General features: G+C 47.6%; 20 protein-coding genes. 17 read left to right on the top strand and 3 right to left on the bottom strand.

Going from position 1 to position 20,179, the window contains the following annotated elements:
- Positions 1–132 precede the first annotated feature (132 nt).
- The 6 genes from ACDJ59_RS15095 to coaD all read left to right on the top strand — a co-directional run bounded on the left by ACDJ59_RS15095 (position 133) and on the right by coaD (position 6,029).
- Complete coding sequence (locus tag ACDJ59_RS15095) at positions 133–3,180, top strand: glycoside hydrolase family 2 TIM barrel-domain containing protein (protein WP_413403878.1); 3,048 nt, start codon at positions 133–135, stop codon at positions 3,178–3,180.
- A gap of 170 nt (positions 3,181–3,350) precedes the next feature.
- Positions 3,351–3,656 (top strand): hypothetical protein, encoded by a 306-nt coding sequence (locus ACDJ59_RS15090; protein WP_017689244.1) that lies wholly within the window; start codon positions 3,351–3,353, stop codon positions 3,654–3,656.
- A gap of 149 nt (positions 3,657–3,805) precedes the next feature.
- Positions 3,806–4,048 (top strand): hypothetical protein, encoded by a 243-nt coding sequence (locus tag ACDJ59_RS15085; protein WP_413403876.1) that lies wholly within the window; start codon positions 3,806–3,808, stop codon positions 4,046–4,048.
- Between the two features lie 127 nt (positions 4,049–4,175).
- Positions 4,176–4,610: a hypothetical protein gene (locus ACDJ59_RS15080; protein WP_413403874.1), complete on the top strand. Its 435-nt coding sequence runs from the start codon at positions 4,176–4,178 to the stop codon at positions 4,608–4,610.
- 302 nt (positions 4,611–4,912) lie between these two features.
- Complete coding sequence (rsmD, locus tag ACDJ59_RS15075) at positions 4,913–5,521, top strand: 16S rRNA (guanine(966)-N(2))-methyltransferase RsmD (protein ID WP_413409670.1); 609 nt, start codon at positions 4,913–4,915, stop codon at positions 5,519–5,521.
- Position 5,522: 1 nt separating this feature from the next.
- Positions 5,523–6,029 carry a pantetheine-phosphate adenylyltransferase gene (gene coaD, locus ACDJ59_RS15070; protein WP_085981453.1) on the top strand — a complete coding sequence of 169 codons (507 nt, stop codon included), beginning with the start codon at positions 5,523–5,525 and terminating at the stop codon, positions 6,027–6,029.
- On the opposite strand, the gene ACDJ59_RS15065 is transcribed toward coaD, so the two are convergent.
- A complete protein-coding gene (locus ACDJ59_RS15065; RefSeq protein ID WP_413409669.1) occupies positions 6,007–7,344 on the bottom strand; it encodes a nucleoside recognition domain-containing protein in 1,338 nt (445 codons plus the stop codon). The genes coaD and ACDJ59_RS15065 overlap by 23 nt on opposite strands.
- 251 nt (positions 7,345–7,595) lie before the next feature.
- On the opposite strand from ACDJ59_RS15065, the gene ACDJ59_RS15060 reads away from it, so the two are divergent.
- Entirely contained in the window at positions 7,596–8,636 is a 1,041-nt protein-coding gene (locus ACDJ59_RS15060) for a SepM family pheromone-processing serine protease (RefSeq protein ID WP_413409667.1), read from the top strand.
- A gap of 364 nt (positions 8,637–9,000) precedes the next feature.
- Here the strand turns inward: ACDJ59_RS15060 and ACDJ59_RS15055 are convergent, their stop codons facing one another.
- Together ACDJ59_RS15055 and hmpA are read right to left on the bottom strand one after the other, a co-directional pair.
- Positions 9,001–10,233 (bottom strand): nucleotidyltransferase, encoded by a 1,233-nt coding sequence (locus ACDJ59_RS15055; protein ID WP_413409666.1) that lies wholly within the window; start codon positions 10,231–10,233, stop codon positions 9,001–9,003.
- 218 nt (positions 10,234–10,451) lie between these two features.
- Positions 10,452–11,687 (bottom strand): NO-inducible flavohemoprotein, encoded by a 1,236-nt coding sequence (hmpA, locus tag ACDJ59_RS15050; RefSeq protein ID WP_413409665.1) that lies wholly within the window; start codon positions 11,685–11,687, stop codon positions 10,452–10,454.
- Positions 11,688–12,150: 463 nt separating this feature from the next.
- On the opposite strand from hmpA, the gene ACDJ59_RS15045 reads away from it, so the two are divergent.
- The 10 genes from ACDJ59_RS15045 (at position 12,151) to rnc (ending at position 20,074) form a co-directional block, all read left to right on the top strand.
- The gene (locus tag ACDJ59_RS15045) at positions 12,151–12,657 is read left to right on the top strand and encodes a YceD family protein (protein ID WP_036609465.1); all 507 of its coding nucleotides are present in this window, start codon (positions 12,151–12,153) and stop codon (positions 12,655–12,657) included.
- A 67-nt stretch (positions 12,658–12,724) separates the two neighbouring features.
- Positions 12,725–12,898, top strand: coding sequence for a 50S ribosomal protein L32 (gene rpmF / locus ACDJ59_RS15040; RefSeq protein WP_017689233.1), 174 nt, complete (start codon positions 12,725–12,727; stop codon positions 12,896–12,898).
- Between the two features lie 372 nt (positions 12,899–13,270).
- The gene (fapR, locus tag ACDJ59_RS15035; protein ID WP_047842457.1) at positions 13,271–13,819 is read left to right on the top strand and encodes a transcription factor FapR; all 549 of its coding nucleotides are present in this window, start codon (positions 13,271–13,273) and stop codon (positions 13,817–13,819) included.
- A complete protein-coding gene (gene plsX / locus ACDJ59_RS15030; protein ID WP_413409663.1) occupies positions 13,816–14,811 on the top strand; it encodes a phosphate acyltransferase PlsX in 996 nt (331 codons plus the stop codon). Before fapR ends, plsX begins: the two co-directional genes overlap by 4 nt.
- Before the next feature lie 8 nt (positions 14,812–14,819).
- Complete coding sequence (locus ACDJ59_RS15025) at positions 14,820–15,809, top strand: beta-ketoacyl-ACP synthase III (protein ID WP_036610885.1); 990 nt, start codon at positions 14,820–14,822, stop codon at positions 15,807–15,809.
- Positions 15,810–15,834: 25 nt separating this feature from the next.
- Positions 15,835–16,767 carry an ACP S-malonyltransferase gene (gene fabD / locus ACDJ59_RS15020; protein ID WP_413409662.1) on the top strand — a complete coding sequence of 311 codons (933 nt, stop codon included), beginning with the start codon at positions 15,835–15,837 and terminating at the stop codon, positions 16,765–16,767.
- A gap of 37 nt (positions 16,768–16,804) precedes the next feature.
- On the top strand, positions 16,805–17,554 hold the full coding sequence (fabG, locus tag ACDJ59_RS15015; protein ID WP_413409660.1) for a 3-oxoacyl-[acyl-carrier-protein] reductase: 750 nt from the start codon (positions 16,805–16,807) through the stop codon (positions 17,552–17,554).
- Positions 17,555–17,706: 152 nt separating this feature from the next.
- On the top strand, positions 17,707–17,940 hold the full coding sequence (gene acpP, locus ACDJ59_RS15010; RefSeq protein WP_024630176.1) for an acyl carrier protein: 234 nt from the start codon (positions 17,707–17,709) through the stop codon (positions 17,938–17,940).
- Positions 17,941–18,117: 177 nt separating this feature from the next.
- Positions 18,118–19,356, top strand: coding sequence for a beta-ketoacyl-ACP synthase II (gene fabF / locus ACDJ59_RS15005; RefSeq protein ID WP_036609459.1), 1,239 nt, complete (start codon positions 18,118–18,120; stop codon positions 19,354–19,356).
- A gap of 13 nt (positions 19,357–19,369) precedes the next feature.
- On the top strand, positions 19,370–20,074 hold the full coding sequence (gene rnc, locus ACDJ59_RS15000; protein ID WP_036609458.1) for a ribonuclease III: 705 nt from the start codon (positions 19,370–19,372) through the stop codon (positions 20,072–20,074).
- Positions 20,075–20,179 lie beyond the last annotated feature (105 nt).

Raw genomic sequence — 20,179 nt, 5'->3', positions numbered from 1 at the left:
GACGGATGCAGGAAAGAAGAGAGGGCGCTGTTATGGCGTACCTCTGTCTTTTTTGTTTATGTAAAGCAAAAGGAAATCCAGCGTAAACCTTGAATAAGTCAAACTATAACGTTTTAAAGGGAGAGAGAGCCGATGAAAGCAACAAAGGCAGATATCAACTGGTTGGGGGACGTAAGTGTATTTGAGGTGAACCGTCTTCATGCCTATTCCGATCACCGTTATTACCAAACAATGGACGAGGCTGTAGGTTCAGGCGCGATGTCCATGCGTTATGATCTGAATGGTACGTGGAAATTCAACTATGCAATTCGTCCAGACAGCCGTTCTGAGTTTTTCTATACATCCGATTTTTCCAGTGAAGGCTGGGATGATATTGAAGTTCCGGGGCATATCCAACTTCAAGGATACGGACAGATTCAATATGTAAATACACAATATCCTTGGGATGGCTTGAACGAAATTCGTCCACCGGCATTACCACAGGATAAAAATCCGGTTGGCAGTTACATTCGCACATTCCACCTGCCGACAGGTTGGGAGTCGAATCCGGTATATATTTCTTTCCAAGGTGTAGAGTCTGCATTCTATGTATGGCTTAACGGACAATTTGTAGGATACGGGGAAGACAGCTTTACGCCATCTGACTTTGACCTGACGCCATTCCTTCAGGATGGAGAGAACAAACTCGCAGTTGAGGTGTATCAACGCAGCACAGGCAGCTGGCTGGAAGACCAGGATTTCTGGCGTTTCTCCGGCATTTTCAGAGATGTGTATCTGTATACGGTCCCAACTGCACACGTACGTGATGTTCATGTTCGCACAGATCTGGACAAGTCTTATACCAACGGTACATTGCAACTAGATTTGAAACTGGAAGGAAAAGAGGTTGCTGGAGCGCGAGTAGAGGCTGAACTTCGTGATCGTGAAGGTAATACCGTTAAAACGTTTGAATCCAAGGTTAACGATGGACAAGTAAGTCTTCGTGAAGATATCGGTACAGTGAACCTGTGGAGCGCAGAGATTCCATACTTGTACCGTCTCTATATTCGTGTATATGATGCTGCGGGTACACTGGTTGAGGTAGTTCCTCAAGCCGTTGGTTTCCGGACATTTGAAATGATTGATAAAGTAATGCACATCAACGGTAAACGTATCGTATTCAAAGGTGTGAATCGTCATGAGTTCAACCCGCGTCGTGGACGTGCGGTTACGAAGGAAGATATGCTGTGGGATGTTCGTACCATCAAACAGAACAACATGAATGCCGTACGTACGTCACACTATCCAAACCAAAGTCTTTGGTATGAGTTGTGTGATGAATACGGACTTTATGTTATTGACGAGATGAACCTGGAGACACACGGATCTTGGCAGAAACTTGGTGCTGTTGAGCCTTCATGGGTTATTCCAGGTGACAAACCGGAATGGCATGATATCGTTATGGACCGCGCTGTATCCATGGTGGAGCGTGACAAAAACCATCCGTCCATTCTGATCTGGTCTTGTGGTAATGAATCACATGGTGGTGAAGTCATCTACAAAGTATCCCAATACTTCAAATCGGCTGATCCAACACGTCTGGTACATTATGAAGGTGTATTCCATGATCGTCGTTTCGATGAGACAAGTGATATGGAGACCCGCATGTATGCCAAACCGGCGGATATTGAGGAATTCCTGAATGCAAACCCGACCAAGCCGTATATAAGCTGTGAGTACATGCATGCCATGGGTAACTCTATTGGTGGTATGCACAAATATACGGAGTTGGAAGACAAATATCCGATGTATCAAGGTGGATTCATCTGGGATTACATCGACCAATCCATTTATAAAAAAGATCGTTACGGCAAAGAGTTCCTCGCTTATGGTGGAGATTTTGGTGATCGTCCATCAGACTATTCGTTCTGTGGCAACGGTATCGTCCATGCTGACCGTAAAGTAACTGCGAAAATGCAGGAGGTCAAATTCCTTTACCAGAACATCAAGCTGTTCCCGGATCGTGAAGGTGTTAAAATTGTGAACGGTAATCTGTTCGCAGATACATCTGCGCTGGAACTGGTATACAGCCTGGAGCGCGAGGGACATGAAGTGTTGCGTGGAACATTGGAAGTGAACGTGGATGCCCAAAGCGAGACGGTAGTGAAACTTCCGCTGGGTGCAGAAGCTCTGGCTGGCGCCGAGTACGCTGTGAACACTGCATTTGTGTTAAAAGAAGCTACAATGTGGGCTGACAAAGGCGAAGAAGTGGCATTTGGACAGTTTATTTTCACACAGGATCAGGTGAATGATGCAGTTGAAGTCGACTTGAACCTTGTAAGTGATGTACAAGTTATCGAAGGTGACGTTAACATCGGTGTTCGTGCTGGCAAGACACATGCGCTATTCTCCAAACAGTTTGGGACACTGGTTTCCCTGAAATTGTCTGGTCGTGAGACGATTGCTGTACCACCTACACCGCTCTTCTGGCGTGCAATGACGGATAATGACAAAGGTATGGCGATGGGCTTCGAACTGGGCGCCTGGTATGCAGCGAGCCTGATGCCACGTTCTGTAGAGTGGAAAGCGGAACAGAAACCGGATCAATACCGGATCGAATTTACGTACAAGCTCAACATTTCGGAGGATGTACTAGTGAAAGTGGTATATACCGTTCATGCAGATGGAAGCGTACGTGTGCATAATACGTACAAAGGTACAGCCGGATTGCCAAACCTGCCAATTCATGCATTGTCCTTCAGAACATCACCTGACTTCGAAAACGTGGAATGGCTCGCGATGGGACCCGAAGAAAACTATGCAGATCGCGCATTTGGCGCACGTCTCGGTATCCACGGCAGCAAGGTAGCTGATACTATGGCTCCATATCTGGTACCACAGGAATCAGGTAACCGCACTGGGGTGCGTTGGGCGAAATTGACTGACAACGCTGGACGTGGCTTCAAAATTGAAGCATCCGGAACCCCGGTTGAGCTGAATGTATCACCATATACGGCATCTGAGCTAGAGAATGCACAACATGCGTACGAATTGCCTCCTGTACACTATACGGTCGTGACTGTAGCGGGTAAACAAATGGGTGTTGGCGGTGATGACAGCTGGGGTGCTCCGGTTCATCCGGAATACCTGATCCCTTCAGACGGCGAACTGACATTTGAATTTGTCATTCGTGCATTGTAAGTAAAGGATCGTACAGAATAAAGAATGTATACTATAAAGAACAGAGGTCTTCGCTCATCGGAGGCCTCTGTTTTGTTATGTCAACGAACAGCTTGAGAGGCATTGTATGAAACCGTTCTCTCTCCAACCTCGTAATGTACGAGACAGGAAACATAAGAGGGGGGTTCAAGATGAGTAAAAAAGCAAAGACAGGTATATGGGTGACGGTGTTAGTCTTCTTGGGCATCATAGTTGGATGTTTCATATGGTATTTCAATACCGCTTCAGGTGAACGTGCACTCAAAACGATGAGGTCCAATAACTCGGGTGGCCTGGAGAGGGTTGTTAAAGTGTACAGCAACAATGGTGAATTGATTCAGACCTATGATGGCAAAATTGACGTGGAAGATACGGAATACGGCAATAAAGTATTATTTGATCTCAATGGGAAACGTGTTGTGATCTATAATGCAACGATTGTTGTAGAAGAGAAGTAAAGCGTAAATCGCAGTCTTGAAGGAACGCTGGTGCGGAATTTGGAATGACACCCTATTGCTTATATGGTAAAATTAAGGAAAATATATAAGAGTCGGGTGAGATTTTTATGGTGGATATGTACCTCATAATCCTTGTTGCTATCTTGGGAATGGTCCTGTTCTATAGCTTGATCGCTTATTTCTTGATTCGTTTCATTTCGAAAAAAGCTTTCAAGCTGACGTTAACCAAATATGAAATGATGGAGATTATAACCTGGCTCGCCGTGCTGTTTATTACCTTCATGATGATTAAGACGGGTTCGATAAATCTTCTCTTGCCGGTTGTTTTACTTATCATTCCATTGATCAATTTACGACTTTCCAATCGAAAACATCGAGAGCTGAACTCGTAAGATCTTGCTATGTTGGGGTAAGGCACAAGAAGGATGAACATAGGAAAGGTTGACGGAGATTACATCACTAGTCAACCTTTTTTAGTTGCATTATGAATGGTGAAAATGAATAGGGAGGAGTTCAATTATGATTATTGGCAAATCGATAGATACTTCAGGTTTAACGCGGGTTGCCAATCTATCGGATGAGTTGCAGCCTGTTTTTGATCAAGCAGAAAGCAAATATCAAATAGTTGATATTGAACTATTCTTTGTTTTCAGGTGTCTCCCTGAGGAATACGAGAGAAGGTCCACGGTCAGGCATGTGAAGAAGGAGAATGTCATCTATTTTGATCTGGTTGTCAGCGAGGATCGGTATAAGGCATTAAGCAAAAGCAAACAACGGTATGTCTTAAGCCATGAGTTTTATGCTTTTTTGAGTGAAAAGATCCCGAAGTACAAGATTGAACATCTAAACGTGAATGAGTTTATCGCAGATATGGGCATGTGGCTGAGGGAGATTGGATGGTTGCAGACCGAAGAGCAAGCCGACATAAGTGAATTTGAAGAAAAGTATAACTAGCAAAATAAATGAAAACATAAACAACAAAAAGAAGCCCTCTTTCGAGAGCTTCTTTTTCATGGGAGAGGAGAAACCGGACGAAGAGCTTATGGGGAAACGTAAGTCTTCTCCGCGGTTGTCTACGACACTTGTGATGTCGATAATTATAGAATCGCCCGATTGTTTCCTTTTTATACATATGCGTCAACAATTCGTCAACAATTTTCCAAGGGAAATGAAGACCCCACATTTTTCAAACTGAACCCGAGTGTGGTACGATAGTCGTATCAATAAACTTACATAGAGAAAAGGTGACTCGTCAAGTGAGAGTGGTATCTGGGAGTGCAAAAGGCAGGCCGCTGAAGGCTGTTCCTGGCACGGGTACGCGGCCGACCACCGACAAGGTGAAGGAAGCGTTATTTAGCATGGTTGGTCCTTATTTTGAGGGCGGCACAGCATTGGATCTGTTTGCAGGCAGTGGAGGTCTCGGTATTGAGGCGCTGAGCCGCGGCATGGACAAGGCTGTTTTTGTTGATTTGGAATCGAAAAGTATTGAAGTTATCCGCTTGAATCTGAAGGCAACCAAGCTGGAAGACCAGGCGGCTGTATATCGTAATGATGCAGGTCGGGCATTGAAGGCACTCGCCAAACGAGGCACAACGTTTGATCTGGTGTTTCTCGACCCGCCATATCGCATGAAGAACGGGCACGAGTTGATGCTAACCATGCACGAACTGGAACTTTTGGAACCCGAAGCAACCATCGTGCTTGAATATGAATCCAAACATGATTACCCTGAGCAATTCGGCCCGTTTGAACAAACGCGCAAGGCTTTGTATGGGGAGACGGCAGTATCCATCTATTATTATGCGCCAGAAGCAGTTGAAGATGGAGAATCCATTACACCGGAAGAGGAGGCTCCTCATGACTGAAATGATACATCGACAGGAACGGATCGCCGTATATCCTGGAAGTTTTGATCCCGTAACGATGGGGCATCTGGATATTATCGCCAGAGCGTCGAAGCAATTTGATCGCGTCATTGTGGCTGTGTTGAACAATATGAGCAAAAATCCGCTGTTTACGGTGGAGGAACGCAAGGAACTGATTACGGAAGTAACCCGCCATCTACCGAATGTCGAAGTGGACAGTTTCCGCGATCTGACAGCCAATTACGTCCGGCAAAAGGAAGCTCAGGTCATCGTTCGTGGTATACGCTCGGTAACTGATTTTGAATACGAGTTGCAATTGGCGTCGACCAATAGCAAGTTGAACCCGGATGCGGAAACCATATTTATGATGACAAATCCGAAGTATTCCTATTTAAGTTCCAGCATCGTCAAAGAAATCGCTCATTATCATGGAGATGTTACAGATCTTGTCTCACCTGAAGTGGAAGCTGCGCTCCGTCAGAAAATCAGCGAGAAAACCGGCGGTTAAACCAGAAGGTAAGACCTGATAGACTAACCATGACTGCAAGAAGTAACGCAAGACCCATGCATGCAGCAGGGAAGACACTCCAAATGGTGTTGATCGTGTATGTGTTACCTGGACTATGTATGAATAGCCAACCGAATGGTGTTGAGAGGTCCTGCTCTGCATTCGTCTGTAATGTGGTCCAGACTTCTGTGCTATAACGGCTGAACGGCATCCATAGGAACAGACTGATGAAAAAGGCGATTAATCCATGAGTCAGACGAACTCCAGCAAAGTACAACATCGATTTGCTGCCCGGACCAGTTGTTTTCAAGACAGCAGAGACTTGCAGATGGGAGCATAAACCACCCCATCCCAGAACGGCTGCAAGTAGAGACATGAGCAGCATGGGTGTTAATGAAGTCTGGCTCAAATGATAGGTGCCGAGGTGAAGCTCGAAGAAGGCTGGCCACAGCGCAGCAGAGGACCCAGGAGTTAGATAAAGGGAGACCAACCGGATAAATACGGCAAAACCGATCATGTATCCCCCAGTCATCATTAAGGTCTGCACAGCTTGGGATACGGTGTCACCGAGAAGTTTGCCAAATCCTCTTCCATCACGACGATGGGCTTCCCTCGCTGCAATCATCATATCAGACCATATACTGCGTCGTTTGTTCGTTGCGTGGTGGGGTGCAGATGAGCGAGCTGTGGAACTTGTAGGACTTGCAGGCTGAGAATCAAGAGAGCTGTTATCTGCTTGTACGGCTGTCGAGCTAACTCTGTCTTTCTGGTTACCCGGTGCTGGCAGGAGACGTGTGGCAAGAATGGCAGCAATCCAGCCGCTGATCCAGTGGACCACGAGTAGAAAATATCCGGCCGCTGGCTGGTGAAGAAAAGCAGCACCAACGACCAGTATGATCATCATTGGATTGGCAAAATGAGATGCCGCCGCAAGGACAACCGCCTGCTTGGCGGTAATTTGTCTATCCTGAAATAAACGGGATACCGCATCTGCTCCTGCGGGGAATCCGCCGCACATGCCAACGGCAATTGCCAGACCTGCGTTGCCTGGAAGTCTGAACCAGCGTTGCATTAACGGTCCGAGCAAGGCGCCGATCGCGTGGGTGAAACCAGACGCAGTGAGCATTTGGGATAACATGAGGAACGGGAGCATGGCAGGGAAGATGATTTTCCACCATATATCCAGACCTTGAATAGAGGCATCAAATGCTTCTTTGGGGGAAGCAACTACCGCAATGACCAACATTAAAGCGCCGGTACTTAGCATTATCGTTCGTAACGGGCCAGAATCTCTAACCTCGCTCTGTAATGTCATCGTTTCACCTCATATCAGATAACGCCGATTTGGCATCTGAATCGTTATGGACGGCCGAATGACGCCCGAAGGGCGGTTCGGCCTTGACCGGACAGGCTATTGTATACAGCGGCCTATCCGGCCTGTACCATTGTATGCACAAGGACCAGAGTGTTAGACTTGAAAAAAATGATTAAACAAGATGGAATTACGATCGCTGATTAGTGTAGAGTTCAGCTTATATAGAGATACAAAGAACGGAGGCTCATGCGATGAATCGGATTCGGAAATCTGGCGGATTCAGAGCTTCGATCTTTGTGATCGTGGTGGCTCTGGTCGTCTATGTTGCCGTGTACATGCCAACGCCGTATATCATATATATGCCTGGCAGTGCAGATGAAGTAAAACCAATGGTAACCGTTAAGGGTGGAGACCAGGAAGAACACGGTGTGTTCATGATGACAACCGTGTCGGCAACATATGCCAATGTGTTTTTGCTAGGAACCTCTCTGTTCAATAAAAATGCTCAAGTGGATAAAAAGGAAGACCGACTGCGCGGCAAAAGCGAAGCGGAATACTCTGCCGAACAGGTGTGGTTCATGAGTGACTCACAATCCTCCGCAATGGAGGCTGCATATGAGCAGGCTGGTGTGACTTACTCTATTGTACCTGAACATATCTTTGTATTTGGACTGTCCGAAGATCCAAAACCGGAAGGAGACATTGCTCCGGGAGATATCATTCTGGGAGTGAACGGAACAGCTACGCCGGATAATACCGTGCTTTCTGCCGAGTTAAAAGATAAAAAGGTCGGAGATACGGTTGAAATGCAACTGGAACGTGGTGGAGAGACCATTAGCCGGGACGTGAAACTGATTCAGGTAAAAGACAGTAAAACGGGTGAAACCCGCCCGGGACTCGGAGTAATGATTGGTACGGTTCAGAAGGTGAAAGCTGAAGAGCCAGACAAACAGATCTCCTTTACCGACACTCAGGTTGGTGGCCCGTCTGCCGGCTTGATGTTTACGTTGGAGATCTATAACCAGTTAACACCTGGAGATCTGACCAAGGGGCATCGAATTGCGGGTACAGGCACCATTACCAAGGACGGTGTGGTGGGTGCCATTGGTGGTGTAGTACACAAGATTGTAGCCGCTGATCGGAAAGAAGCAGAGATATTCTTTGTGCCGAAGGATAACTATAAGGAAGCAGCAGCCAAGGCTGAACAGATCGGCACCAAAATGAAACTTGTGCCTGTGAGCACGGTGGATGATGCGCTGGCTTATTTGAAAACCTTGTCCGTAAAATCATAGGATTTTAAACGGGCGGGAAGAGATCGAGCCAACGTTGAACCGGATGGATAAAGAACGGATGAAATCGGAATAATTGATTACAGTGGAATGAAGTGTGATCAAGAGATTTGAGAAGATCAACAGACTCACTAGACCTAAAGGGGTAGAGATACCCAAAAGTTATAAGAGAACAAGAATTAAGAGAACAAGAGAAGAGAATAAGAGAAGTGAATAAGGAAATCCCCTTGTTGCGAGGTGCCTGAGCGGCGCGCAGCAAGGGGATATTTCAATTGTATAGTTGAGTGTGGAATAGTGGATATCAATGATCTGTTTGATGATGGAATAAAAAGCTCTATAGAGATGAAGCCTTATGGTCAAAAGCGGATTACAGTCTCACAGGCGACTCATAGTAGTCACTGAACATCTTGCGTGTGTCCTTATGCTCCCAAGCGAGCCCATACGCAACCTGAGCTTGTATATCCAGTTCAAGTTGATTGTGTGTGAACGTCGACGGTTTCAGTACAACAGGAAGCGACGCAGTCTTCTTCATTTGTTTAAGTAGGCTCTGCCCTTGAGTATTAAATCCGAGGACTCGGAGATATCCAGGTCCGGCAGCCAATTGCTCTGGTGAACACTCGGCTTTGGTGTGATTCAGGAGCAAGTGGGCGAGCATACGCTGGAGTTTGGTGCGTGTGTATCGTTTGGTCTTCATTGCATTCAGGAGTGCTTCGACTGAAGGCTCCGGGAGCTGAGCGAGTGCACGGCTCAGCCGGTGTTCCAGGCCTTCCGTGACTTCGGCGATGCGTTCCAGCTCGGAGGCGCGGCGGGTGGCCGCAAGGTGCAACAGCGGCTGCGCAAAGCGCTCCCAGTGTATGGGAGCGCGCCCTTCCTGCCATTCGCGATGCAGAATGGCAAGGGTTGCCGCCGGCACGTATGGCGCGGCGGCGTTGGGTCCGTCCGCCATCAGCAGGCGGCGGACGGCTGTGGCACTGGCGATCGCCCCCGGCCCGGGCGTCGCCTCATGATACGCGGCACCGGTACGCGCCGCCGTAAAGGGCTGGATCGCGCTGCCAAGTCGTTGCAGCGCGATCAGGTAGTGCAGCCCAAGCGAATTGTTGGGCTGCTCCAGCAGTGCAGCGGCGTCGTGAGCATCGACGCCGCCGGGCGCCAGCGCCGCCGCCGCGCCTGCGTACGCGGCGGGGTAGCTGGCGCCTTCCCGCAGGCGGCGCGCGATGTCCTCGCGCATCCCTGCGGGCTCCACAGCCAGCACGCGCGCAATGCGCTGCAGGCTGTCCAGGTCGCCGGACTCGCTGCCAAAGCAGAGCGAGTCCACAACGCCGGTGCGGTGCAGCAGCGAGACCGCACCGAAGGCAAACCACTCGGCCGGTTGGACTGCGTAAGCCACCGGCAGTTCAAGCACGAGATCCGCGCCTGCGTGCAGCGCCATCTCGGTGCGCGCCCTTTTACCCACGATGGCGGGTTCGCCACGCTGGAGAAAAGGGCCGCTCATGACCGCAACAACGGCGTCTGCGCCGCTTAGCCGCCGTGCTTCTTGCAAATGATAGACATGCCCATTGTGCAAGGGGTTATATTCAACAATGACGCCTACGGCTTTCATGATTAGACGTACTCCTTTCGATTGGATAACCGAGTATGTATAACATCCATTCCATCATAGGGGATGTCATGTATTAGATCAAATCATGCACCAATTCAGACAAGAAAAAGGCACAAATCCAACATCAACGAATGTCAGACTGTGCCTGCAAATCTATTGTATATTACACATTTTCGATAATCGGAGAACGACCTCTTCAACTTAATAAATCAGCACGCTTAGACACTTTCCGGCGTGGGAGATAGACTTGCTTTCGGCCCAAAAAATTCATAATGAATGTTGTCCGATGCAACACCAAGCGCCTGAAGTTCCGTATACACTGCCCGCATGAACGAAACCGGTCCGCACAGATAATAAGTGGAATCCAGTTCATCAATCACTTGACGAAGCCAGACCGCATCCATATAACCTTCCTTATGAAAACACTCATTTTCACGATCAGCATTCTCAGGTTGAGTATAACAATAATAAGCTTTAACGCCCTGATTGCGTTTGGCCAGACTGTTCACATGATCACGGAACGCGTGCGATTGACCATTGGGACTTGCATGCAAAAATGTAATGTTGCGATTTTCATTCAAGTTAACCAGCGTATTTAACATACTGATCATGGGCGTTAGACCGACACCACCACTCAGGAGAACAACAGGTCGTTTATCGTCTGCATTCAGCGTGAAGTCCCCAGCAGGAGCGGATAGCTCCACCAGACTGCCTTCTTCAATGTGATCGTGGAGATACGTGGATATAACTCCGTCAGGGCGCTCTAATACACCTCGCTCACGTTTAACGGAAATGCGATAGTAGGGTTTACCCGGGGTATCTGAAAGGCTATACTGACGAATCTGGGTAAATGACTGTGCCTCTGGTTTGATTTTGATACTGATGTATTGTCCTGGTTCATAACTGGCAATGGGCTGACCATCGTCTGGAACGAGGTAAAAGGAGGTGATGATTTCACTTTCCTGCACTTTCTTGGCAACTTTGAAGGTACGGAACCCTTCCCAGTCACCCGTCTGGTTTTCCGCTTCCGTATACATGTTCTGTTCGATCCCGATAAAGGCGTCTGCAATGACATTGTAGGCTTCACCCCACGCCGTGATAATTTCATCCGTTGCCGCGTCTCCAAGTACATCTTTGATGGCTTGAAGCAGATAGGTGCCAACAATCACATATTGCTCGGGAACGATACCCAGACTGCGATGTTTATGTGCAACTTGCCGGACGGCAGGCAGAATGGAGGACAGATTATCGATATGCAGGGCAGCGGTGTATACCATATTGGCGAGGGCGGCTTGCTGTCGTCCCTGTTTCTGATTTGCATGATTGAAAATATTCAGTAGTTCCGGATGAGCTACGAACATCGTTTCATAGAAATGGCGTGTGATCGCTTCGCCGTGGACTTCAAGTACGGGTACTGTAGATTTAATGACTCTAATTGTGTACTCGCTTAACATACATTTTCCCTCCCGATATGATATGAAATAGTTGGATAATAAATCGGTCATGGAGCTGATCATGCTTCGGTTTATAGCAAGTATAGATAGGGGACAAGCGGGTCTGTGTGATATAGATCACACTAAACGTTAAGGAAATGTGACCGCTATTTGCAAGGAACTACAATTAAAATGACGACTTGTAGTTTATCTTGAAGTGAGTCTATAATAGACCAGATGGAGTAAACGGTTCTGGGCCATTGGTTTTAAAATAGGGTGTAAAGTTAAAAGTGTTGACAAACGTCTTGAAAAATCGGTATAATGATTTTTGTTTGTTAAGTCAATTTCATAATACTTTTAACGAAGATTCGTCAGAATACATACAGTCAGGATTTATTGCTTTACAAAAGCAGGCTTGACCTGTATAACTGTCGTGATACGTTTGATACGAATTATGAAATTGGTTTCGTTTGGAGTGATGGAAATGTTAATGCCATTTCGTAAAGTGGCTACCAGTGATGGTCCCCTGAAGTTTAACGAACAGTGGGAAATCAAGGAACTGGTTTCTAACCGACAAGATATCACAGCCGTTACCCCGCTGACTGCGGACTTATCTGCAGAATTCAGAGAAGGTGACGTTGTGGATGTTCATGGCAAGCTGACTGTAGGAGTGGACATGTTGTGCTCCCGTTGTCTTAAGCCGATCAATGAACATTTTCATATTGATTTTCATGAGCAATTCAAGCAGGGAAAACAGCCAGAGGGATTACACGAAGACGATGATACGCTCTATGTGGATGGAGATAGCGTTGATCTGAAGGGTTATGCCGAGGAAGCTTTTCTGCTGGATCTTCCGTTTATACCGCTATGTAGCGATACATGCAAAGGGTTATGCCCCAAGTGTGGCCATGAGCTGAACGAAGGTGACTGCGGTTGTGATAACGAGGTTATTGATCCGCGGCTTGCAGGGCTCAAGGATTTTTTTAAATGAGCATGATTGAAAATCGAACATTTTAAGACTACCTGCAAAGGTTGATTTTGATAAGGAGGTGGGAATAATGGCAGTACCTCAACGGAGAACGTCCAAGACGCGTCGCGACAAACGTCGCACTCACTTTAAATTGGCTGTACCGGGCATGGTGAAATGTGAACAATGTGGCGAACTTAAACTTAGTCACCACGTGTGCAAAGTGTGCGGAACGTACAAAGCAAGAGAGATCATCTCTCAATAATAGTTGGACATTAAGTAGCACTTCATTTCGATGAGGTGCTACTTTTTTTGGATTAGAGAGTGTAGGTAGAGTGAGCTAACAAGCATGAAATCCTTGCACCAGAAGGGTGAATTGTTTTTGTTAGGCCAGTCTTTCTTTTTGACACGGGATGAGATATACTATAGTTTAGTACCAGGTTCTAAGATTTGACGTTACATATAGATGAACCATAATCCGTTTGAGAACGACCCTGGTGACCAGGGATGCAACTATAGAAGCAACACGAAAGAATGGTTGAACTGGCCGGACGGGACGGTTCCGTAAACGATACAGCGGGGGGTGTCAGGCATCGAACGTGTACCGAAGAGACAGAGGCAACAGCAGTTAACCAGAATGATAGAAGAGAACCCGTTTGTGACGGATCAGGAACTTACACGCCAATTGAAGGTGAGTATTCAGACGATTCGTCTTGACAGGCTGGAACTTGGAATACCCGAACTTCGGGAGCGGATGAAACTGATGGCAGAGCTCTCGTATGATCAGGTACGCTCGTTGCCCTTGCATGAGATTATCGGTGATATTGTGGATCTGCAACTGGATAAGAGCGGGATTTCCCTGTTTGAGATTAAGGAAGAACATGTGTTTTCCAGAACAGGGATTGCACGCGGACACTATGTCTTTGCACAGGCCAACTCCTTGGCTGTAGCGATTATTAATGACGAGATCGCGTTGACTGCATCAGCAGACATTCGCTTTGTCCGTTCGGTTCATTTGGGAGAGAAATGTATTGCAAAGGCTTATGTGAGATCGATCCCGGGTCAAAAGGGCAAAGCCAAAGTGGAAGTATTCACTTATGTAGGTGAAGAAATGGTGTTTCAAGGCAACTTTGTAATCTACCATTCAGGTGGAGAAGACAGCGGAGAAGGAGGTCATTTGGAATGAAAATCGTCATTGATGCCATGGGAGGCGACAATGCACCTGCATCAACGGTAGAAGGTGCGATTGCCGCAGCCACGGAATGGGCGGATACACAGATCGTCCTGATCGGCGATGAAGCCAAGCTGGAACCTCTTTTGAGTCAGTCAGGTGTTAGACCTGCCAATCTTACGGTCCGGCATGCTTCCGAAGTTATTGGTTCGGATGATGAACCCGTCAAAGCAGTGCGTCGCAAGAAGGATGCCTCCATGGTGGTCGCAGGCCGCATGCTGAAAGAGGGCGAAGCGGACGCGATGATCTCGGCGGGCAATACTGGAGCGCTCATGACAGCGGGGTTGCTTGTTGTAGGTCGCATGGCAGGCATTGAACGTCCTGCGCTTGCGCCTATGATTCCAACGATTGATGATGTAGGTGTGCTTGCGCTGGATCTAGGAGCGAATATGGATGCCAAACCGGAGCACCTTGCACAATATGGCCTGATGGGCAGTTTGTATCGGCAAAAAGTACAGGGCATTCAGTCCCCACGAGTGGGCTTGCTCAATGTAGGAACAGAGCCAGGCAAGGGAAATGAGTTAACCAAACATGCATACCCTTTACTGGAACAACTCCCAATTCGTTTTGTCGGTAATGTTGAGGCACGTGATGTGCTGACTGGTGCTTGTGATGTGCTTGTATGTGACGGTTTTGCAGGAAATATACTGCTGAAGTCGCTGGAAGGCACAGCAGGTGCCATTTTCGCCTTGCTTAAGGAACAATTTTCATCTTCTCTCAAAAGTAAACTGGCTGCAGCTGTACTAATGCCTGAGCTGCGTGGGTTGAAACGAAAGCTGGATTATACGGAGCATGGCGGAGCGCCACTCCTCGGTTTGAGCAGACTAGTTGTGAAAAGTCATGGATCTGCTGATGGCAATGCCATCAAAAATGCTGTGCGCCAAGCTCGGATTGCAGTGCAGAATCAGCTGGTAGAGAGCATATCTAAGGAAATTAGCGGGAAGTGAGTGACGATATGAATAATTTGCGCCCAGTAGGGATTATTGGTACAGGGAAATATGTGCCTGAGAAAATTTTGACAAATAGCGATCTGGAGAAAATGGTCGATACCAATGACGAGTGGATCGTCAGTCGTACAGGAATCAAAGAGCGTCACATCGCTGCACCGGATCAGGCAACTTCTGATCTGGCATATGAAGCGGCTATTAAAGCCCTTGAATCTGCAGGCATGACGGGCAGTGATCTTGATCTGATTATTGTTGCAACCATTACTCCGGATTCTTCGTTCCCATCGACAGCCTGCATCTTGCAGGACAAATTGGGTGCAAAAGGTGCCGCGGCATTTGATCTGTCGGCTGCTTGTTCCGGATTTGTATACGGTTTGGCTAGTGCTACGAGCTTCATCCAAAGCGGTATGTACAACAATGCACTTGTCATTGGTGCGGACTGCTTGTCTCGTATTACGGATTATACAGACCGTAACACTTGTGTCCTCTTTGGTGATGGAGCAGGGGCGGTAGTTGTTGGTGAAGTTCCGGAAGGTCGCGGATTCAAAGCATTCGATCTCGGTGCCGAAGGTGCTGGCGGTAGTCTTCTTCAGATGGAAGGCGGCGGTTCCCGACTGCCTGCTACTGCAGAGACCGTTGAAAATAAAAAACATTACATCAACATGAACGGTCGTGAAGTGTTTAAGTTTGCGGTACGTGTCATGGGGACGGCTACCATTGAGGTATTACGCAAGGCTGGTATGGAGCGTACGGATGTGGATCTGTTTGTTCCTCACCAAGCGAATATTCGGATTATCCAATCTGCGATGCAACGCCTTGAACTTCCTGAAGAAAAGGTTGTAGTCAACGTGGATAAGTATGCAAACACATCTGCTGCTTCCATCCCGCTTGCTCTGGTGGAAGCAGCGGAGGAAGGTCGCATGAAAGCCGGAGATACCGTTCTGATGGTTGGATTCGGTGGCGGTTTGACATGGGGTGCATCGGTACTCGTTTGGTAAAATAGACATCTGGGAGATGAATGAGATGGGTAAAATAGCATTTGTATTTCCCGGACAGGGATCACAGGCTGTAGGCATGGCCAAGGACGCGTATGAGTCCGTGCCTGCGGCAACCGAGATTTTTCGCACAGCAGATGAAACATTGGGTTTCTCGCTGAGCAACCTTGTATTTGAAGGACCGGAGACCGAGTTGAAACAGACATCAAATACACAACCGGCTCTTTTGACAGCAAGTATTGCCTTGCTAGAAGCTTTCAAAGAAAAAGGAATTCAGCCTGACTATACGGCTGGACACAGTCTGGGAGAATACAGTGCACTGGTGGCAGCGGGCGTTCTTTCGTTTGCTGACGCAGTGAGCACTGTGCGGGCACGTGGTCAGTATATGGAACAGGCAGTACCGGGTGGACAAGGAGCGATGGCTGCTGTGTTGGGTGCGGATCGGGAAGCGCTGGGGGTGCTTTGCCGTGACGTATCTGAAAGTGGCCATGCGGTTGAACTTGCCAACATTAATTGTCCGGGACAAATCGTCATTTCTGGTGTGAAGGAAGGCGTAGCTGCTGTCTCGGAACGAGTGAAAGAAGCAGGTGGTAAACGCGCCATTGCATTGGAAGTAAGCGGTCCGTTCCACTCTTCATTGATGAAGGGTGCAGCTGAGAAGCTGGCAGAGAAACTGAAAACCGTTACGTTCTCACCGGCAGCGGTCCCTGTAGTCGCTAATGTGACTGCAAGACCTACAGAGGATGGACAGGTTCAGGATTTGTTGACAGCTCAGGTCTATTCTCCTGTATTATGGGAAGACAGTGTGACATGGCTTATTGAGCAAGGCGTGGATACGTTCATCGAGATTGGATCTGGCAGTGTATTGACCGGTTTGATTAAAAAAACAGATAAAACCGTAAAACTGTACAATGTGAACAGTCTTGAAACGCTCGAAGCAACGGCAAGTGCGTTGAAGTGATTAGCAGGGATTAGATTTGGGGAAAGGAGGAATGATTATGTCTAAACCATTAGAAGGTAAAAATGCACTCGTTACCGGTGCATCCCGGGGCATTGGGCGGAGTATTGCACTGGCACTTGCAGAAGCTGGAGCGAACGTAGCCGTGAATTATGCGGGTAGCCAAGCGGCAGCTGAGGAAGTGGCGGAAGAGATTCGTGCCAAAGGAGTCAAGGCGATTACACTTCAAGCCAATGTTGGCGTGATGGATGAAGCTGAACAAATGGTCAAAGCTACACTCGAAGCATGGGGCAACGTTGATATTCTGGTGAACAATGCCGGTATTACCCGTGATAATCTGATCATGCGTATGAAAGAGGAAGAATTCGATCAGGTTATTGAAACCAATCTCAAAGGTGTGTTTAACTGCCTTAAGGCGGTTACACGTCCAATGATGAAACAACGGTCGGGAAGAATTATCAATATCTCCTCGGTTGTAGGTGTGCTCGGTAATGCTGGACAAGCGAACTATGTTGCTGCCAAGGCAGGAGTCATTGGCCTGACAAAGGCATCTGCTCGTGAACTGGCTTCTCGTGGAATCACAGTTAACTGTGTTGCACCAGGTTTCATTGAGACAGATATGACAAAAGAGTTGTCCCAGGAGCTGGTGGACGGTATGCTAAGTGGTATTCCGTTGTCCCGTTTGGGTCAGCCGGATGAAATCGCCGGTGTAGTCACGTTCCTGGCTTCACAGGCTTCATCTTATATGACAGGGCAGACGCTGCATGTCGATGGTGGCATGTACATGTAATTCTTCCCGGACTTGAACAATAGTCGGGGAACAGGCGCTGGACGATCCGAAATGCCGGAGAAAGGCCGGGTTCCCCGGCCGGGAGCCGCATATGTCTTCTATGGCATTTTGCCTGCGATTCTCGTATAATACCAAAGAAGGAGGTGAACCGGATGTCCGATGTATTGGAGCGTGTAAAACGCATCGTCGTCGACCGCTTGGGCGCAGACGAAGCTGAAGTTACACTTGAAGCATCTTTCAAAGAAGATTTGGGTGCTGATTCTTTGGATGTAGTGGAATTGGTCATGGAATTGGAAGATGAATTTGATTTGGAAATCTCTGATGAAGATGCAGAAAAAATCACGACCGTAGGTGAAGTTGTAAACTACATACAATCTCATACCTAAAGTCATTTTTAGTCCCGCACATGTTTTCGAACAGGCGGGACTTCTCATCATTCATTGGTTTTTCTCATTCCGCAAGCAGCTCTACTTAAGCAAGCCTATCTTGGTTGAATAGATGTCTGTTTGCGGATATTCCCACAAAATACTTGCGTAATGCAGTCGATATAGAGGTGACTCGGTTTGAAACAAAGAGTAGTAATTACCGGAATGGGCGTAATGACATCGCTCGGAAAAGATTTGGAAACGTTCTGGGGCAGTTTAATGGCAGGAAAGTCCGGAATTTCTCAGATTGAGGCGTTTGATGTTAGTGAATACACGACACAGATTGCAGCCGAGATCAAGGATTTCAACCCGGAAGAATATATGGATCGCAAGGATGCTCGCAAAATGGATCGTTTTGTACAGTTCGCTGTGGCAGCTGGCTTCAAAGCCGTTGAAGACAGTGGTCTGAAAATTAACGAGAATATTGATGCAGAGCGTTTCGGTGTATCCATCGGATCAGGTATTGGTGGATTGGGTACGTGGGAGGACCAACATAATGCATTATTGCAAAAAGGTCCAAAACGGGTAAGCCCATTCTTTATTCCCATGATGATCTCCAACATGGCTTCAGGCCAAATGTCCATTTCTCTTGGTGCTAAGGGTCCTAACATTAACGTTGTTACCGCTTGTGCAACAGGTACACACTCCATCGGAGATTCCTTCAAGCTGATTGCCAATGGTGATGCAGATGCCATGATCTGTGGTGGTGCGGAAGCAACAATCAGACCAACGGGTCTTGCAGGGTTCTGTGCGATGCGCGCAATGTCTACACGTAATGATGATCCTGCCAAGTCAAGCCGTCCTTTTGATACAGAACGTGATGGTTTTGTTATGGGCGAAGGCGCTGGTGTTATGATTCTGGAATCCCTGGAACATGCTCAAAAACGTGGTGCACGCATTTATGGTGAAGTGATCGGTTACGGTCTGACAGGTGATGCACATCACATGACAGAACCAGATCCGGATGGAGCAGCACGTTGCATGAAGATGGCACTTCGTAATGCAGGTATTGAGCCTGAAGAAGTGGACTACATTAATGCACACGGAACTTCGACGCCTGTAGGCGACAGATCCGAAACGCTTGCGATCAAAAAGGCGTTTGGTGATCATGCGTACAAGCTCGCCGTGAGTTCCACTAAATCCATGACGGGCCACATGCTTGGCGCTGCTGGTGGTGTAGAAGCGGTTATCTGCGGATTGTCACTGACACATCAGACGCTGGCTCCAACGATTAACCTGGAAAATCAGGACCCGGAATGTGATCTGGATTATGTACCAAATGTTCCACGTCAAACCAAAGTTAATATTGCCATGTCCAATTCATTTGGATTCGGCGGTCACAATGCCACCATTATTCTCAAAAAATTTGAAGCATAAGGGGCTAGTTCGTTTGAGTGAAGATCTGAAGCAGTTACAACATAAACTTCAAATCAAATTTGACAACAGGCAGCTTTTAAAACAAGCGTTTACCCATGCTTCTTATGTAAACGAACACCGGTTCAGTCAGCATCAGGACAACGAGCGCCTGGAGTTTCTGGGCGATGCCGTGCTGGAACTGACTGTATCGGAGTACTTGTATCATTTGTATCCTAACCGTCCGGAAGGTGAATTAACTAAGCTGCGGGCATCCATTGTCTGTGAGCCTTCCCTCGTCAAATTTGCTGAAGTGTTGGGTTTTGGGCAGTATGTACTTCTTGGTAAAGGTGAGGAACTAACTGGAGGACGGACACGGCCGGCTCTGCTGGCGGATGTGTTTGAATCTTTCATTGGTGCATTGTATCTGGATCAGGGGCTTGCGCCTGTTCGGACATTTCTTGATCAGCATGTCTTCCCATTAATCGTATTGGGCAGCAAGCTGCAAATGAGTGATTACAAAACGGAACTGCAGGAACTTACTCAGCATCACAATATGGGAGCTTTGGAATACCGTATCGTTGAGGAACGGGGACCTGCCCATGAACGTGAGTTTGTCTCGGAGGTCCATATGGGTCAAGAACGGCTTGGCAGAGGTACAGGACGTTCCAAAAAGGAAGCGGAACAACAGGCTGCATCTGCAGCACTTGATCGACTGAAGCTTCCGGAAGCCGGAGCTTAACCGATAGCGCATAGACAAACGAAGAGCAAAGAGCAGCCCGCGGGTCCGCCCCGGCGGAAGTAATCGGCCGGACTGCTTTTTGCTCTTTTTTTTGTAAAGAGGTTC

The sequence above is a fragment of the Paenibacillus amylolyticus genome, assembly GCF_047302515.1.
Lineage (GTDB): Bacteria > Bacillota > Bacilli > Paenibacillales > Paenibacillaceae > Paenibacillus > Paenibacillus amylolyticus_G.
Note: the sequence above shows the minus strand (reverse complement) of the source record. Positions and strands in the feature narration are given on the sequence as shown.

Coding starts and splice junctions, on each gene's coding strand:
- ACDJ59_RS15045 (WP_036609465.1), top strand. CDS start 12,151: ATGTTAATGCCATTTCGTAAAGTGGCTACCAGTGATGGTCCCCTGAAG.
- fabD (WP_413409662.1), top strand. CDS start 15,835: ATGGGTAAAATAGCATTTGTATTTCCCGGACAGGGATCACAGGCTGTA.
- ACDJ59_RS15025 (WP_036610885.1), top strand. CDS start 14,820: ATGAATAATTTGCGCCCAGTAGGGATTATTGGTACAGGGAAATATGTG.
- rpmF (WP_017689233.1), top strand. CDS start 12,725: ATGGCAGTACCTCAACGGAGAACGTCCAAGACGCGTCGCGACAAACGT.
- fapR (WP_047842457.1), top strand. CDS start 13,271: ATGATAGAAGAGAACCCGTTTGTGACGGATCAGGAACTTACACGCCAA.
- fabG (WP_413409660.1), top strand. CDS start 16,805: ATGTCTAAACCATTAGAAGGTAAAAATGCACTCGTTACCGGTGCATCC.
- ACDJ59_RS15080 (WP_413403874.1), top strand. CDS start 4,176: ATGATTATTGGCAAATCGATAGATACTTCAGGTTTAACGCGGGTTGCC.
- ACDJ59_RS15090 (WP_017689244.1), top strand. CDS start 3,351: ATGAGTAAAAAAGCAAAGACAGGTATATGGGTGACGGTGTTAGTCTTC.
- coaD (WP_085981453.1), top strand. CDS start 5,523: ATGATACATCGACAGGAACGGATCGCCGTATATCCTGGAAGTTTTGAT.
- ACDJ59_RS15095 (WP_413403878.1), top strand. CDS start 133: ATGAAAGCAACAAAGGCAGATATCAACTGGTTGGGGGACGTAAGTGTA.
- ACDJ59_RS15060 (WP_413409667.1), top strand. CDS start 7,596: ATGAATCGGATTCGGAAATCTGGCGGATTCAGAGCTTCGATCTTTGTG.
- acpP (WP_024630176.1), top strand. CDS start 17,707: ATGTCCGATGTATTGGAGCGTGTAAAACGCATCGTCGTCGACCGCTTG.
- ACDJ59_RS15085 (WP_413403876.1), top strand. CDS start 3,806: ATGGTCCTGTTCTATAGCTTGATCGCTTATTTCTTGATTCGTTTCATT.
- plsX (WP_413409663.1), top strand. CDS start 13,816: ATGAAAATCGTCATTGATGCCATGGGAGGCGACAATGCACCTGCATCA.
- ACDJ59_RS15065 (WP_413409669.1), bottom strand. CDS start 7,344: ATGACATTACAGAGCGAGGTTAGAGATTCTGGCCCGTTACGAACGATA.
- hmpA (WP_413409665.1), bottom strand. CDS start 11,687: ATGTTAAGCGAGTACACAATTAGAGTCATTAAATCTACAGTACCCGTA.
- ACDJ59_RS15055 (WP_413409666.1), bottom strand. CDS start 10,233: ATGAAAGCCGTAGGCGTCATTGTTGAATATAACCCCTTGCACAATGGG.